This is a genomic window from Candidatus Polarisedimenticolaceae bacterium, assembly GCA_036376135.1.
Taxonomy (GTDB): Bacteria; Acidobacteriota; Polarisedimenticolia; order Polarisedimenticolales; family DASRJG01; genus DASVAW01.
In genome coordinates this window covers 1-14,265 of record DASVAW010000038.1, presented here as the reverse complement: position 1 = coordinate 14,265, position 14,265 = coordinate 1, and the positions used below count along the sequence as shown (strand labels likewise).

Below are 14,265 nucleotides of genomic sequence, written 5' to 3'. Positions count from 1 at the left end.
AACTTCGGCGCCGCCCGCGAGAGCATCGGATGGGCGAAATCGCAGCAGACCACCGACGCGCCCGGCTCGGCGCGGGCCGCCGCGACCGAGAGGTCGCCCGTCCCTCCGCACAGATCGAGGATGCGCCCGGAGCCGCCGAGGGCGATCTCCCGGACGGCGAGGCGTCGCCACCGGACGTCGAAGCCCAGGCTGAGCAGTCGGTTCAGGAGGTCGTAGGTCCTGGCGATCGCACCGAACATCGCACGGACGCGTCCGGGATCGCGCCTTTCCGGGGACGGCAACACGGCGCGACTATAGCAGCCGGAGCGGGGGGTCCCTTGACGGTCCGCGAGGGGGCGTGCTAGAAAGTCGCGTTCGTCCCGGGCATTTCCGTGTCCATGGCCCGTCCGCGGAAGGGTTTGCATGAAGACGTACGTTCCGAAGGCCGCCGATGTCACCCGCGCGTGGTGGATCGTCGACGCGTCCGGCCTCACGCTGGGTCGTCTCGCCACCGTCGTCGCCGACCGGCTCCGCGGCAAGCACAAGCCGCAGTTCGTCCCTTACATGGACACCGGCGATCACGTCATCGTGGTCAACGCCGCGAAGGTCCGCATGACCGGGGCGAAGCACCAGGACAAGATGTACCGGCATCACACCGGGTACCCGGGAGGCCTCAAGGAGGTTCCCGCCGGCAAGCTCCTCGCCTCCAAGCCCGAGCGCGTGCTCGAGTCTGCGATCAAGGGAATGCTGCCGCGCGGAAGCCTGGGCCGACAGATGGGGCGCAAGCTCAAGGTGTACGCCGGCGACAAACACCCCCACGTGGCGCAGCAGCCCAAGCCGCTCCCGATCCCGGGCGCGGTCCGCGCGTAGCGATCTGGGACCAGGAGCGAGGACGTTGAGCGAAGCGGGCAATCAGTACTACGGCACCGGGCGGCGCAAGACTTCGGCGGCCCGCGTGTACCTGCGGGCCGGCAGCGGCCGCATCGAGGTCAACGGGAAGGGTTTCGACGAGTACTTCCCGAACGAGATGCTCAAGATGATCATCCGGCAGCCGCTGGTGATCACCGAGACCGCGGAAAAGTTCGACGTGCTCGTGCGCGTGGCCGGCGGCGGCCCCGCGGGGCAGGCGGGCGCCCTGCGTCACGGCATCGCGCGCGCGTTGTGCGAGTTCAACCCCGAGCTGCGGCCCCGCCTCAAGCAGGCCGGCTTCCTCACGCGCGACCCGCGCGAGGTCGAGCGCAAGAAGTACGGACGTCCGGGCGCGCGCAAGCGCTTCCAGTTCTCGAAGCGTTAGGAGGCAGGTCTTGGTCTCGGTCAGCCTGAAGGAGCTCCTCGAAGCCGGCGTCCACTTCGGCCACCAGACGCGCCGGTGGAATCCGAAGATGAAGCCCTACATCTTCGGCGCGCGCAACGGCATCTACATCATCGACCTGCAGAAGACCGTCAAGAAGGCCCGCGAGGCGCTGCAGTTCATCCACGAGGTCGCCTCGGACGGCGGCACCGTGCTGTTCGTCGGCACCAAGCGGCAGGCGCAGGAGGTCATCGCCGAGGAGGCGGTCCGCTGCGGGATGAACTTCGTCAATCAGCGCTGGCTCGGCGGGACCTTGACGAACTTCGCCACCGTGAAGAAGAGCCTCGCCCGCCTGCGCGACCTCGAGGAGATGGCGCAGGGCGAGCGCGACAAGAGCGTCACCAAGAAGGAGCTGTCGCGGCTCGACAAGGAGCGCCAGAAGCTCGAGAAGACCCTCTCGGGCCTGAAGACGATGGAAGGGCTCCCGGCCGCGCTGTTCGTCGTCGACCCCGCCTGCGAGAAGAACGCGATCGCCGAGGCGAACAAGCTCGGCATCCCGGTGGTCGCGATCGTCGACACGAACTGCGACCCGGAGCCGATCCAGTTCCCCATTCCCGGGAACGACGACGCGATCCGGGCCATCAAGCTGTTCGCCGGCCGATTCGCGGACACGATCCTCGACGGTCGGAACATCTGGGAGGCCGTCCGTCGCGAGCGCGAGGCCGAGGCGGAAAAGCGCGCCGGCTCGACGCAGAACATCGCCGATCGCATCCGCGCCCGCGAGGCGCGGCGCGAGAAGCTCCGGGCCCAGGCGGCGCGCACGGGGCGTCCGCGTCCCGCCGCCCGTCCGGCCGAGGATACCGGCGCAGCCGACTGATCGCGCCGTTCGACCGTTTTCCTGCGGCCCCGGCGCGGCACGACCTGCCGTGCCGGGGCTTTTTGACGTCGGGGGGAGGACGCGCCATCCCCGAAGGAGCCGTTCCGTCATGGAGATCACCGCATCCGTCGTGAAGCAGCTCCGGGAGAAGACCGGGGTCGGGATGATGGAGTGCAAGTCCGCGCTCACGGAGGCCAAGGGCGACCTCGCCGAGGCCGAGAAGATCCTGCGCAAGAAGGGCCTCGCCGCCGCGGCGAACAAGGCGGGCCGCGCGACCGGCGAAGGGGTGATCGCGGCTCGCGTCTCGGACGACGGACGGCTCGGGATCCTCGTCGAGGTCAACTGCGAAACCGACTTCGCCGCCCGCGGCGCCGACTTCCAGGGGCTCGTGAGCGAGATCGCCGACCACGTGATGCACGCCGAGCCGGCCGCCTCCGCCGAGGCGCTTCTCGACCAGCCCCTCCACGGTGCCGCCGGGAAGACCGTGCGGCAGCGGATCGGCGAGTCGGTCGCCAAGATCGGCGAGAACATGCAGATCCCGCGTTTCGCGCGCTTCGATGCGCGCGCGGGCGGCCCCGCGGCGATCGCGACGTACCTCCACACCGGCTCCAAGATCGGCGTGATGATCGAGGCCGAGGTCCACGGCGACGCGGCCGGGGCGCTGCGCGACGTCGCGATGCACATCGCGGCGGCGGCTCCGCGTTTCGTCCGGCGCGAGGAGGTCTCGCAGAAGGTCCTCGACGACGAGAAGGAGATCGCCCGGGAGCAGGCCCTCAAGGCCGGCAAGCCCCCGCAGGTCGTCGAGAAGATCGTCACCGGGCGGATGGAGAAGTACTTCGGCGAGGCGTGCCTGCTCGAGCAGCCGTTCGTGAAGGACCCGGACAAGACGGTCGCCCAGTTCCTCGGCGATCGCGCGGTCGTCCGGCGCTTCGCCCGCTTCGTCCTCGGCGAAAGCGCCTGAGGCCGGGGCGGACGATGGCGCCCTCGGGCCAGCCGCGCTACCGCCGTCTCCTGCTGAAGTTGTCCGGCGAAGCCCTGATGGGCGGCGGGAACTTCGGCATCGACGGCGAGATCGTCCGCGTTCTCTCCGACGAGATCGCCCAGATCCACGCCCTCGGCGTCGAGCTCGCGCTCGTCGTCGGCGGGGGGAACATCTTCCGCGGGGTGAGCGCCGCGTCGTCGGGGATGGACCGCGTGAGCGCGGACCACATGGGGATGCTTGCCACGCTCATCAACTCGCTGGCGCTCCAGGACGCCCTGGAGTCGCGCAACGTCCCCACGCGCGTCCTCTCCGCGATCGAGATCCGGCAGGTCGCCGAGCCGTTCATCCGGCGCCGCGCGCTTCGGCACCTGGAGAAGGGGCGCGTGATCGTCTTCGCCGCGGGGACGGGGAACCCGTACTTCACCACCGACACCGCCGCGGCGCTCCGGGCGATGGAGATCAAGGCGGAGGTCCTCCTCAAGGCCACGAAGGTCGACGGCATCTACACCGCCGACCCGATGAAACACAAGGATGCGGTGCACCTTCCCCGCGTGGGTTACCTCGAGGCCCTCGAGCGGGGCCTCAAGGTCATGGACACGACCGCGATCTCGCTTTGCATGGACAACAAGCTGCCGATCGTCGTATTCAACATCCGCACCGAGGGGAACATCCGCCGCATCGTGCTGGGCGAGACCATCGGCTCGGTCGTGGGAGAGTGACGCGATGTCCGACAAAGAGATTCTCGCCGACACCGACAAGAAGATGGCCGCCTCCCTCCAGGACGCGCGCCACAAGCTCGCCGCCGTGCGCACCGGCCGCGCTTCCCTCGCGATGTTCGACGGGGTCAGCGTGGACTACTACGGGACGCCCACGCCGCTGAACCAGGTCGCGAAGCTGTCGATCCCGGAGCCGACGATGGTGGTCGCGCAGCCGTTCGACCCGTCGACGGTCGGCGCGATCGAAAAGGCGATCCTCGCCGCGGATCTCGGCCTCAACCCCGCCAACGACGGCAAGCTCGTGCGCATCCCGATCCCCGCGCTCACCGAGGAGCGGCGCAAGCAGCTCGCGAAGAAGGTCCACGGCCTGGGGGAGGACGCGAAGACCGCCATCCGCCAGGTTCGTCGCGACGCCAACGAGGCGATCAAGAAGCTGGAGAAGGACGGCGAGGTCAGCCAGGACGACGGACGGCGCGCGCTCGAGGAGATCCAGAAGAAGACCGACAAGTTCTGCGCGGACGTGGACGGTCTCGTCAAGAACAAGGAAAAGGAAATCCTGGAGGTCTGATGGCCGCCGCCGGCCTCGTCGTCGCCGCGGGGCGCGCGACGCGCTTCGGGGGCGGCGTGCCGAAGCAGTTCCTCGACCTCGGGGGGCGCACGCTCGTCGAGCGGTCGATCGAGGCGCTCTCGGCCCGCCCCGGAATCGGGGGCGTCGTCGTCGTCGTCGCCCCGGAGGATCTCGGCGGGGCGCGCGCGAGTGCCTTGCGCTCCCTTTCCGGCGTCGTCGACGTCGTCGCCGGCGGCACGTCGCGCGCCCGCTCGGTCGCCTCCGGCCTCGCGGCGCTCCACGCCTTCGAACACGTCCTCGTGCACGACGCGGCCCGGGCGCTCGTGTCCGCCGCCGTCGTCGACCGCGTGCTCGCCGCGACGCTCGCGCACGGCGCCGCGATTCCCGTCGTCCCCGTCCGCGACACCGTCAAGCAGGACGACGGGCTGGGATTCGTCGCCCGCACGGTCGATCGGGGGCCGCTGCGCCTCGCCCAGACGCCGCAAGGGAGCAGGATGGACTGGCTCGCGGAGGCGCTCGCCCGCGCGGAACGGGAGGGGATCGAGGTGACCGACGAGGCGCAGGCCCTCGAGCGCGCCGGCCGGCCGGTGGCGCTGGTCGACGGCGATCCCGGCAACACCAAGATCACGACGCCGGAGGACCTCGCCTTCGCGCGAGCCTCGCTCGGGGGAGCCCGCCCGGGGGAGCTTCGCGTGGGGACCGGGTTCGACGTCCATCGATTCGGCGCGGGGCGCCGCCTCGTCCTGGGGGGGGTCGAGTTCCCCGGCGAAGTCGGGCTCGACGGCCACTCGGACGCCGACGTCGTGCTGCACGCCGCGATGGACGCGGTCCTCGGGGCGGCGGGCCTCCCGGACATCGGGGCGTTTTTTCCGCCTGGCGACCCGCGCTACGCGGGGGCGGACAGCCGGGTGCTCGCCGCCGAGGTCTCGCGCGCGGCGCGTAGCGCGGGTTTCTCCATCGTGAACCTCGATCTCACCGTGCTCGCCGAGCGCCCGAGGATCCGTCCCCGCGTGGCCGCCATGCGCGACGCCGTCGCCGCGGCGTTCGGGATCGAAGCCGGCCGGGTCGGCCTGAAGGCCACGACCCTCGAGGGACTCGGCGCGCTCGGTCGCGGCGAGGGCATCGCCTGTCAGGCCGCCGCCTTGCTGCGCGCCGAAGGAGCGTCCGCATGAGCTCGTCCTCCCGGGTCCGGTTCGCGCCGTCGCCGACCGGCTCCCTTCACCTGGGGAACGCCCGCACGGCGCTGTTCAACTGGCTCGTCGCGCGACGGACCGGGGGAACGTTCGTGCTGCGCATCGAGGATACCGACACGGAGCGGGAGCAGGAGGGGAGCGAGGCCGGGATCTTCGAGGACCTGCGATGGCTCGGCCTCGACTGGGACGAAGGCCCCGACCGGGGAGGGCCGTTCGGCCCCTACCGCCAGTCGGAGCGCGGCGATCACTACCGAAAGGCGACCGAGCACCTGCTCGCCGGCGGGCGCTCGTACCGTTGTTTCTGTTCGGAGGAGCTGCTCGAGGCCGACCGGAAGTCGCACGCGGGGTACTCCGGCCGGTGCAGGGAGATCGATCGTGCCGACGCCGACCGGCGGGCCGCCGCGGGGGAGCCGCACGCGGTCCGGTTCCGGACGATCCCCCCGAAGCCGACCGCGTCCGACCTGGTCATCCGCTTCCAGGACCGGCTTCGCGGCGAGGTGACCTTTCCCGCGGTCGAGCTCGGCGATCCCGTCCTCGTCCGCCGCGACGGCCGACCGACCTACAACTTCGCCGTCGTCGTGGACGACCTGGCCATGGGCATCACCCTGGTCCTGCGCGGCGACGACCACCTCTCGAACACCCCCCGCCAGGTCCTCCTGTTCCGCGCGCTGGGCGGCGCGCTCCCGGACTTCGCCCATCTTCCGATGGTGCGCGGCGCCGACGGTGAGCGACTGAGCAAGCGCCATGGAGCGACCTCGGTCGCCGAGTTCCGGCGCATGGGGTACCCCCCCGAGGCGTTGCTCAACGCGCTCGCCCTCATGGGCTGGTCCCCCAGCGGCGACCGCACGATCGTCTCCGTCGCCGAGATGGTCGCGGAGTTCGAGCTCGATCGCGTCGGACGCTCCCCGGCGGTCTTCGATCCCGCGAAGCTCTCGTGGATCTCCGGGCAACACGTCCACTCCTTCCCGGCCGACCGGCTCGTCCGCGAGGTGCGGGAGGCACTCCAGGCGGCCGGGCGCCTTCCCGGGGGGCCGGCGGACCAGGTCGATCGCTGGGTCGAGGGGATCGCGGAGCTCGTCCGGCCGTCGATCGCCCACTTCGATCAGGTGGTGCCGCGGTGTGCCGCCGTCTTTCTCGCGGAGACGTTTCCCCTGACCGACGAGGCGAGGACGGTCCTTTTGGATCCGGCTTCGGCCGGCGTCCTGGCGGCGCTCGAGGGCGAGTTCGCCGCCGGGGAGCCCGACACGACCGAGTCCTGGCAAGCCGCACGGGAGCGTGTGAAGGGGGCCACCGGACTCAAAGGGAAGGCCCTGTTCCACCCCGTTCGCGCGGCGCTGACCGGAGACCTGCACGGGCCCGAGCTCGACCGGCTGGTCCCGGTCATCGCGCTCGGCGCTCGTCTGCTTCCCGGCTTGGTTCCCGGCCTGGGAGAGCGGGTCCGCCGGGCGCGGGCCGCGACCGCGTGACCCGCGACGCGGATGCCGCCGAGCTGATCTACGGGGTCCATCCGGTCCTGGAGGCGTTGGCTTCCGGACGGCGGACGATCGACCGGATCCTCGTCGCGCGCGGCGGACAGGCGCAGGCTCTCGGGCGGGTGCTCCGCGCGGCCAGGGACGCCGGGGTTCCGATCTCCCACCTGCCGAGGGAAGTCCTCGCCAAGAAGGCCGGAGCGAAGGCGGTTCACCAGGGGGTGGCGGCCGTCGTGTCCCCGATCCCCTACGTGACGCCGGAGCAGATCGTCCGGGCCGTGGCATCGGATCCGTTCGGGTGCGCCGTCGTGCTGGATGGAGTGGAGGACCCCCGTAATCTCGGAGCCGTGCTCCGAACGGCCGCGGCCGCGGGATGCGGGGGCGTGCTTCTCGGCACCGACGCGACGGTCGGGCTGACGCCGGTCGCGGTCAAGGCCTCGGCCGGCATGGCGGAACGGATTCCGGTGGCGCGGGATTCCCGAATCCCCGCGCGGCTTCGGGATCTCGCCGCCGCCGGGGCCGTCGTGCTGGGGCTCGATGCGCGGGGAACGAGCGCGTGGGACACCCTCGAGCTCCCGGGCCGGGTGGTCGTCGTGGCCGGTGGGGAGGAGCGGGGGCTTCGTCGGGGCGTCCTCGACGCCTGCCACCACCGTGTGGCGATCCCTCTCGAAGCGGGGGTCGAGTCGCTCAACGTTTCCGTCGCGGTCGCGGTCGTCCTCTTCGAAGCCGTCCGCCAGCGACGCCGGGCCCGGCGCGTATGAAAAACCGTGCCAAGGCCTTGAAAGGCCCCGGACCCTCTGATAACCTCCGGCGTTTGTCGAGCGTGCTGGCGTAGCTCAGAGGTAGAGCGGCGGTTTTGTAAACCGCGGGTCGGGGGTTCAAATCCCTTCGCCAGCTCCACGGGCGTCCCTCTCGAGGGTCGTTTCGGGGAGGTGTCGAAGGGCGCGCCGACGGAGGTGCGGTTCGTTCGGAGTGCGGAGAGGTGCCCGAGTGGCCAAAGGGAGCAGACTGTAAATCTGCCGGCTTATGCCTTCGAAGGTTCAAATCCTTCCCTCTCCACCGGATTAGTGAGGATTGAGCGGGAATAGCTCAGCTGGTAGAGCATCAGCCTTCCAAGCTGAGGGTCGCGGGTTCGAGTCCCGTTTCCCGCTCCAAAAGATAGGGGTTCGGAAGGCGCGGCGCGGGCCCATGTAGCTCAGTCGGTAGAGCACTTCCTTGGTAAGGAAGAGGTCACCGGTTCAAGTCCGGTCATGGGCTCCACGACGCTACGGACGCGGCAGTCGAGGCGGGTCGAAGCATCCCGGAGACGGGACCGGGCAAAGCACGGGCGAGGGAGAGGAGCACGGCATGGCCAAGGAGAAATTCGATCGGACGAAGCCGCACGTGAACGTGGGAACGATCGGCCACGTGGATCACGGGAAGACGTCGTTGACGGCGGCGATCACGATGACCCTCGGGAAGCGGAATCCGAAGGTTGCGGTGCGTTCGTTCGACTCGATCGACAACGCTCCGGAGGAGAAGGCTCGGGGGATCACGATCAACGCGTCGCACGTGGAGTACGAGACGGCGAACCGTCACTACGCGCACGTGGACTGCCCGGGCCATGCCGACTACATCAAGAACATGATCACGGGTGCTGCGCAGATGGACGGCGCGATCCTGGTGGTTTCGGCGGCGGACGGTCCGATGCCGCAGACGCGGGAGCACATCCTTCTGGCTCGCCAGGTGGGCGTTCCTGCGATCGTGGTGGCGCTGAACAAGGTGGACGCGGTGGACGACCCGGAGCTTCTGGACCTCGTGGAGCTGGAGGTTCGGGAGTTGTTGAAGTCCTACGACTTTCCGGGCGACGACATTCCGGTGATCCGGGTGTCGGCGCTGAAGGCTCTGCAGGGGGATGCGGGGGGCGAGGAGTCGGTGGCGAAGCTGATGGAGTCGGTGGATGCGTACATTCCGCTGCCGCAGCGCGCCGTGGACAAGGACTTCCTGATGCCGATCGAGGACATCTTCTCGATTTCGGGCCGCGGGACGGTGGTGACGGGCCGCGTGGAGCAGGGGGTCATCAAGGTCGGGGACACGGTGGAGATCGTGGGGATCCGGCCGACGCAGACGACGGTGGTGACCGGCGTCGAGATGTTCAAGAAGCTCTTGGACCAGGGTCAGGCCGGGGACAACGTGGGACTGCTGCTGCGCGGCACGGGGAAGGACGACGTGGAGCGCGGCCAGGTGATCGCGAAGCCGAAGACGATCACGCCTCACCTGAAGTTCAAGGGCGAGGTTTACGTGTTGACGAAGGAGGAGGGCGGCCGTCACACGCCGTTTTTCTCGGGATACCGTCCGCAGTTTTTCTTCCGGACGACGGACGTGACGGGTTCGGCGACGCTGCCTTCGGGTGTGGAGATGGTGATGCCCGGGGACAACGTGACGCTGGAAGTGACGCTGCACACGCCGATCGCGATGGACAAGGGGCTTCGTTTCGCGATCCGCGAGGGTGGCCGCACGGTGGGTGCGGGCACCGTCACCGAGATCCTCGAGTAGGGCCGGCCGCGGCGGGTTTGCCGGCTGCCCGCGAGGTGCGGGGACGCGGCGGACCCCACGGTTCATCCCCCGGGGCGACTCGGGGGCCGGGATGACGATGGTGAACGAGAAGATCAGAATCCGGCTCAAGGCATACGACCACAGGATCCTCGACCAGTCCACGAGCGAGATCGTGGACACGGCCAAGAGGACCGGGGCGCGGGTCGCGGGACCGATCCCGCTCCCCACGGTCCGGAACCGCTGGACGGTGCTGCGGTCGCCGCACGTGGACAAGAAGTCGCGGGAGCAGTTCGAGATCCGCACGCACAAGCGGTTGCTCGACATCCTGCAGCCCACGCCCGAGACGGTGGACGCGCTGATGAAGCTGGACCTCCCGGCGGGCGTGGACGTCGAGATCAAGGCGTTCGGGCCTTCGCAGCAGTGAGGCGGTCATGACCAACGGCTTGATCGGAAGGAAAGTGGGCATGACCCAGGTCTTCGCCGAGGACGGCACGGTGACCCCCGTGACCGTGATCGAGGCGGGGCCCTGCGTCGTCGTGCAGCGCAAGACGACCGGGACCGACGGCTACGAGTCGGTGCAGCTCGGCTTCGTCGACCCCAACGCCGCGAAGCGGGCGAACAAGCCCCAGCGCGGGCACCACGAGAAGGCGGGTGTTCCCCCGACGCGCCTGCGCCGGGAGTTCCGTCTCGTCGAGGGCTCGGACCCCAAGCCCGGCGACCGCGTGCTCGTGGACATCTTCAACGGCGTCGATCGCGTGGACGTGATCGGCGTCAGCAAGGGCAAGGGCTTCCAGGGCGCGATGAAACGGCACAACTTCCGCGGCGGCGCGAACAGCCACGGCTCGATGTTCCACCGCGCCCCCGGCTCGATCGGCGCCTCGGCGTTCCCGTCGCGCGTGTTCAAGGGCATGCGCGGCCCGGGGCACCTCGGCGCCGCCCGCATCACCGTCAAGAACCTCAAGGTGGTCCGCGTCGACGCGGAGAAGAACCTGCTGCTGGTCCGGGGGGCGGTCCCCGGCGCGGTGGGCGCCAACGTCCTCGTGCAGGTGTCGCCGGGCGCGACGCCGTCGGCGAAGTAGGCGGGAGGCGAAGGATGGCTCAGGTCCCCGTCAAGAACTGGAAGAACCAGCAGGTGCGCACCGTCGAGATCGACGACGCGGTGCTCGCCTATCCGCTCAAGCAGCACCTCATCTACGAGGCGGTCTGCGCGTATCGCGCCGGCGGCCGCGCGGGAACGCACAAGACCAAGAACCGCATCGAGGTCTCGGGCGGCACCAAGAAGCTCTGGAAGCAGAAGCACACCGGCCGCGCGCGCATGGGCGACAACCGCTCGCCGCTGTGGCGGCACGGCGGCACGATCCAGGGTCCGGTCCCCCGCGACTACACGTGGGACTTCCCCAAGGCGATGCGCCTCAACGCGATCAAGTCCGCCCTCGCGCAGAAGTTCCGCGACGGCAAGCTCGTCTGCGTCGAGACCCTCGAGGTCGACACCCCGAAGACGAAGGCGTTCGAGGCGACCCTCGCGAAGGGGCTCGGCGTCGAGAAGAAGGCGCTCCTGGTCTCGCTCGACGACGAGCGGAACCTCGGCCTCGCGGCGCGCAACAACCCGCGCCTGCGCGTCGTCCGCGCGCTGGGGATGTCGATCGTCGACGTCCTCGACCACGACACCGTGATCGTTTCGGAGCCGGCGCTCCGGCGGCTGGCGGAGGTGCTGGCGTGAGCGCACAGAGCCCCCACTGGGTGATCCGGCAGCCGCTGGTGACCGAGAAGTCGACGCTCCTCCGGGAGAAGGACGGCCGTTACTGCTTCAAGGCCGATCGGCGGGCCAACAAGATCGAGATCGCGCGCGCGATCGAGGCGCTCTTCGATGGCGTCAAGGTCGCCGAGGTCCGGACCAGCGTCGTGCGCGGCAAGGTCAAGCGCCAGGGCCGCTGGCAGGGAAAGTCGCCCGACTGGAAGAAGGCCTGGGTGCGGCTGGCTCCCGGCTCCAAGGAAATCGAGTTCTTCGAGGCCAGTTAGGCCTCGGGAGTCCATCATGCCGTTGAAGAAATTCAATCCGACGAGCCCCGGGGTGCGGTTCCGTACCGAGGTCATCACCACGACCTCGACGACGAACGCGCCCCACAAGCCGCTCCTCGAGAAGAAGGACCGCACCGGCGGGCGCGACAACCGCGGCTGGCTGTCGGTCCGGCACCGCGGCGGCGGCCACAAGCGCCGTTACCGGGTGATCGACTTCCGCCGCGACAAACACGGGATTCCCGCCCGCGTCGAGTCGATCGAATACGATCCGAACCGCAGCGCGAACATCGCGCTCCTGGTCTACGCCGACGGGGAGCGCCGTTACATCCTCGCTCCGGACGGACTCGCCGAGGGCCAGAAGGTCCTCGCGTCGCCGGACGCCGACATCGTGGTGGGCAACGCCCTCCCGTTGAAGGCGATCCCCTTCGGCACGACGATCCACAACGTCGAGCTCAAGCGCTTCAAGGGCGGTCAGCTCGCGCGCTCGGCCGGCGCCTCCGCGCAGCTGATGGCCCGCGAGGGCGGCTGGGCCCTCGTCCGGCTCCCGTCGGGCGAGACCCGCAAGGTCGACGAGGAGTGCTGGGCGACGATCGGCCAGATCGGGAACCTCGAGCACGAGAACGAAAGCGTCGGCAAGGCCGGCCGCAATCGCTGGAAAGGCTGGAGGCCCACCGTCCGCGGCGTCGCCATGAACCCCGTCGACCACCCGCACGGAGGCGGCGAGGGCCGCACGTCGGGCGGCCGTCCGTCCTGCACGCCCTGGGGCGTTCCCACCAAGGGCAAGAAGACCCGCAACAATCCGCGTACGGACGTGTTCATCGTCCGTCGCCGCAGCAAGTAAGGGGGGGCGACGATGGCACGTTCGGTATCCAAGGGCCCCTTCGTGGACGGCCACCTTCGCAAGAAGGTCGAGGACCTCAACAAGAAGTTCGAGAAGAAGGTCGTCAAGACCTGGTCCCGGCGCTCGACGGTGCTTCCCGACATGGTCGGCCACACCCTCGCGGTGCACAACGGCAAGAAGTTCATCCCGGTCTACGTGACCGAGAACATGGTCGGCCACAAGCTCGGCGAGTTCGCCCCGACCCGGACCTTCAAGGGTCACGGTTCCAAGGGCGACAAGACCGCCGCGGCCGCGAAGTGACGGAGGCGGACGTGATCGCGACGGCCAAGCTCCGCTATCTCGGCGTCTCCGCGCAGAAGACGCGTCTGGTCGTGGACCTCATCCGAGGCAAGAACGCGGGGGAGGCGCTCGCCATCCTCCGGCACACGCCGAAGATGGTCTCGAAGGACCTCGAGAAGCTCCTGAAGTCCGCGGTGGCCAACGCCCAGCAGAAGGACGCCAAGCTCGACGTCGATCTCCTCGTGGTCAAGAAGGCCACCGTGGACGAGGGCCCGCCCGTCAAGCGCGCCCGTGCCCGCTCGATGGGCCGCATCTACCGCATCCTGAAGAAGACCTGTCACGTGTCCATCGCCCTCGATCTGGTCGAGGGCGCGGCGCCCCGCCGGGCCGCCGGGTCGCGGAGGTAGTCGTGGGACAGAAGGTCCACCCGTACGGTTTCCGGATCGGCTTCAACAAGACGTGGCGCTCCCGGTGGTACGCCGAGAAGAAGTACGCCGAGCTGCTTCACGAGGATCTGAAGCTGCGCGACGAGCTCAAGAAGAAGCTCGGTCACGCCGGCGTTTCGGCGATCGAGATCGAGCGCGCCGCGAACAAGCTCAAGGTCAACATCCTCACGTCGCGGCCCGGGATCATCATCGGCCGCAAGGGCGCCGAGGTGGATCGCCTCAAGGAGGAGATCCGCAAGCGCACCCAGCGCGACGTGTTCATCAACATCCTCGAGATCGACAAGCCCGAGATCGACGCCCAGCTCGTCGGCGAGGCGATCGCCATGCAGCTCGCCAAGCGCGTGGCGTTCCGCCGCGCGATGCGCAAGGCCGTCGAGTCGGCGCAGCGGTTCGGCGCCAAGGGCATCAAGGTCCGCACGAGCGGGCGGCTCGCCGGCGCCGAGATCGCGCGGGCCGAGTGGTATCTCGAGGGCCGGCTCCCGCTGCACACGCTGCGCGCGGAGATCGACTACGGGTTCGCCGAGGCCCGCACCACGTACGGGGTCATCGGCGTGAAGGTCTGGATCTACCGCGGCGAGTCGCGCGAGATCCGCGTCGCCGAGGACGCCCGCCGCTAGCGGCGGGAAGAGCTCCGCGAGGGATTCGTCATGTTGATGCCAGGCAAGGTCAAGTTCAGGAAGCAGCAGCGCGGCCGGCGCAGCGGCAAGGCCGTCACCGGCAGCTCGGTGAGCTTCGGGCAGTTCGCGCTGAAGACGCTCGAGGACGGCTGGATCACCGCGCGCCAGATCGAGGCGTCGCGCGTGGCCATCACGCGTTTCGTCAAGCGCGGCGGGAAGATCTGGGTCCGCCTGTTCCCGGACAAGCCGATCACCAAGAAGCCCGCGGAAACCCGCATGGGGAAGGGGAAGGGCGCGCCGGAAGCGTGGGTCGCGGTCGTCAAGCCCGGCCGCATCCTCTTCGAGATGGAAGGGGTGGACGAGACGACGGCCCGCGAGGCCATGCGCCTGGCCGCCCACAAGCTGCCGGTGAAGACGAAGTTCGTCATCCGGCAGCCGAACTAGGACGGGAGC

At 69.5% G+C, this 14,265-nt stretch carries 20 protein-coding genes and 4 tRNA genes; 23 read left to right on the top strand and 1 reads right to left on the bottom strand.

Annotation, left to right across the window (positions count from 1 at the left end; genetic code table 11):
* A partial coding sequence (locus tag VF139_03120; GenBank protein ID HEX6850370.1) for a class I SAM-dependent methyltransferase occupies positions 1–284 on the bottom strand: 284 nt, incomplete at its 3' end.
* Positions 285–402: 118 nt separating this feature from the next.
* Between VF139_03120 and rplM the strand changes: the two genes are divergently transcribed.
* The 23 genes from rplM (at position 403) to rplP (ending at position 14,256) form a co-directional block, all read left to right on the top strand.
* Complete coding sequence (rplM, locus tag VF139_03115) at positions 403–849, top strand: 50S ribosomal protein L13 (protein ID HEX6850369.1); 447 nt, start codon at positions 403–405, stop codon at positions 847–849.
* A 25-nt stretch (positions 850–874) separates the two neighbouring features.
* Complete coding sequence (gene rpsI / locus VF139_03110; GenBank protein HEX6850368.1) at positions 875–1,273, top strand: 30S ribosomal protein S9; 399 nt, start codon at positions 875–877, stop codon at positions 1,271–1,273.
* 10 nt (positions 1,274–1,283) lie between these two features.
* The gene (gene rpsB, locus VF139_03105) at positions 1,284–2,147 is read left to right on the top strand and encodes a 30S ribosomal protein S2 (protein HEX6850367.1); all 864 of its coding nucleotides are present in this window, start codon (positions 1,284–1,286) and stop codon (positions 2,145–2,147) included.
* Positions 2,148–2,256: 109 nt separating this feature from the next.
* On the top strand, positions 2,257–3,108 hold the full coding sequence (tsf, locus tag VF139_03100; GenBank protein HEX6850366.1) for a translation elongation factor Ts: 852 nt from the start codon (positions 2,257–2,259) through the stop codon (positions 3,106–3,108).
* 14 nt (positions 3,109–3,122) lie between these two features.
* Positions 3,123–3,848, top strand: a complete 726-nt coding sequence (gene pyrH / locus VF139_03095; protein HEX6850365.1) for a UMP kinase — start codon at positions 3,123–3,125, stop codon at positions 3,846–3,848.
* 4 nt (positions 3,849–3,852) lie between these two features.
* Positions 3,853–4,413, top strand: coding sequence for a ribosome recycling factor (frr, locus tag VF139_03090; protein ID HEX6850364.1), 561 nt, complete (start codon positions 3,853–3,855; stop codon positions 4,411–4,413).
* Complete coding sequence (gene ispD / locus VF139_03085; GenBank protein HEX6850363.1) at positions 4,413–5,585, top strand: 2-C-methyl-D-erythritol 4-phosphate cytidylyltransferase; 1,173 nt, start codon at positions 4,413–4,415, stop codon at positions 5,583–5,585. The genes frr and ispD overlap by 1 nt, the downstream gene beginning before the upstream one ends.
* Complete coding sequence (gene gltX / locus VF139_03080; protein ID HEX6850362.1) at positions 5,582–7,072, top strand: glutamate--tRNA ligase; 1,491 nt, start codon at positions 5,582–5,584, stop codon at positions 7,070–7,072. Before ispD ends, gltX begins: the two co-directional genes overlap by 4 nt.
* The gene (gene rlmB, locus VF139_03075; protein HEX6850361.1) at positions 7,069–7,836 is read left to right on the top strand and encodes a 23S rRNA (guanosine(2251)-2'-O)-methyltransferase RlmB; all 768 of its coding nucleotides are present in this window, start codon (positions 7,069–7,071) and stop codon (positions 7,834–7,836) included. Before gltX ends, rlmB begins: the two co-directional genes overlap by 4 nt.
* Before the next feature lie 64 nt (positions 7,837–7,900).
* Positions 7,901–7,975: transfer RNA gene (locus tag VF139_03070), tRNA-Thr, on the top strand.
* 76 nt (positions 7,976–8,051) lie between these two features.
* A tRNA-Tyr gene (locus VF139_03065) sits at positions 8,052–8,134 on the top strand.
* 19 nt (positions 8,135–8,153) lie between these two features.
* Positions 8,154–8,229, top strand: a tRNA-Gly gene (locus VF139_03060).
* Between the two features lie 30 nt (positions 8,230–8,259).
* A tRNA-Thr gene (locus VF139_03055) sits at positions 8,260–8,335 on the top strand.
* A gap of 87 nt (positions 8,336–8,422) precedes the next feature.
* Positions 8,423–9,610 carry an elongation factor Tu gene (gene tuf / locus VF139_03050; GenBank protein HEX6850360.1) on the top strand — a complete coding sequence of 396 codons (1,188 nt, stop codon included), beginning with the start codon at positions 8,423–8,425 and terminating at the stop codon, positions 9,608–9,610.
* A 97-nt stretch (positions 9,611–9,707) separates the two neighbouring features.
* Positions 9,708–10,034, top strand: coding sequence for a 30S ribosomal protein S10 (gene rpsJ, locus VF139_03045; protein ID HEX6850359.1), 327 nt, complete (start codon positions 9,708–9,710; stop codon positions 10,032–10,034).
* 7 nt (positions 10,035–10,041) lie between these two features.
* Positions 10,042–10,689, top strand: a complete 648-nt coding sequence (gene rplC / locus VF139_03040) for a 50S ribosomal protein L3 (protein HEX6850358.1) — start codon at positions 10,042–10,044, stop codon at positions 10,687–10,689.
* Positions 10,690–10,703: 14 nt separating this feature from the next.
* Positions 10,704–11,330, top strand: coding sequence for a 50S ribosomal protein L4 (rplD, locus tag VF139_03035; protein ID HEX6850357.1), 627 nt, complete (start codon positions 10,704–10,706; stop codon positions 11,328–11,330).
* On the top strand, positions 11,327–11,629 hold the full coding sequence (rplW, locus tag VF139_03030) for a 50S ribosomal protein L23 (protein ID HEX6850356.1): 303 nt from the start codon (positions 11,327–11,329) through the stop codon (positions 11,627–11,629). The genes rplD and rplW overlap by 4 nt, the downstream gene beginning before the upstream one ends.
* Before the next feature lie 16 nt (positions 11,630–11,645).
* A complete protein-coding gene (rplB, locus tag VF139_03025; protein HEX6850355.1) occupies positions 11,646–12,470 on the top strand; it encodes a 50S ribosomal protein L2 in 825 nt (274 codons plus the stop codon).
* 12 nt (positions 12,471–12,482) lie between these two features.
* Positions 12,483–12,770: a 30S ribosomal protein S19 gene (gene rpsS, locus VF139_03020; protein HEX6850354.1), complete on the top strand. Its 288-nt coding sequence runs from the start codon at positions 12,483–12,485 to the stop codon at positions 12,768–12,770.
* 11 nt (positions 12,771–12,781) lie between these two features.
* Positions 12,782–13,156, top strand: coding sequence for a 50S ribosomal protein L22 (gene rplV / locus VF139_03015; protein ID HEX6850353.1), 375 nt, complete (start codon positions 12,782–12,784; stop codon positions 13,154–13,156).
* A gap of 2 nt (positions 13,157–13,158) precedes the next feature.
* Positions 13,159–13,812: a 30S ribosomal protein S3 gene (gene rpsC, locus VF139_03010; protein ID HEX6850352.1), complete on the top strand. Its 654-nt coding sequence runs from the start codon at positions 13,159–13,161 to the stop codon at positions 13,810–13,812.
* Between the two features lie 30 nt (positions 13,813–13,842).
* Entirely contained in the window at positions 13,843–14,256 is a 414-nt protein-coding gene (gene rplP / locus VF139_03005) for a 50S ribosomal protein L16 (protein HEX6850351.1), read from the top strand.
* The last annotated feature ends 9 nt before the right edge of the window (positions 14,257–14,265 follow it).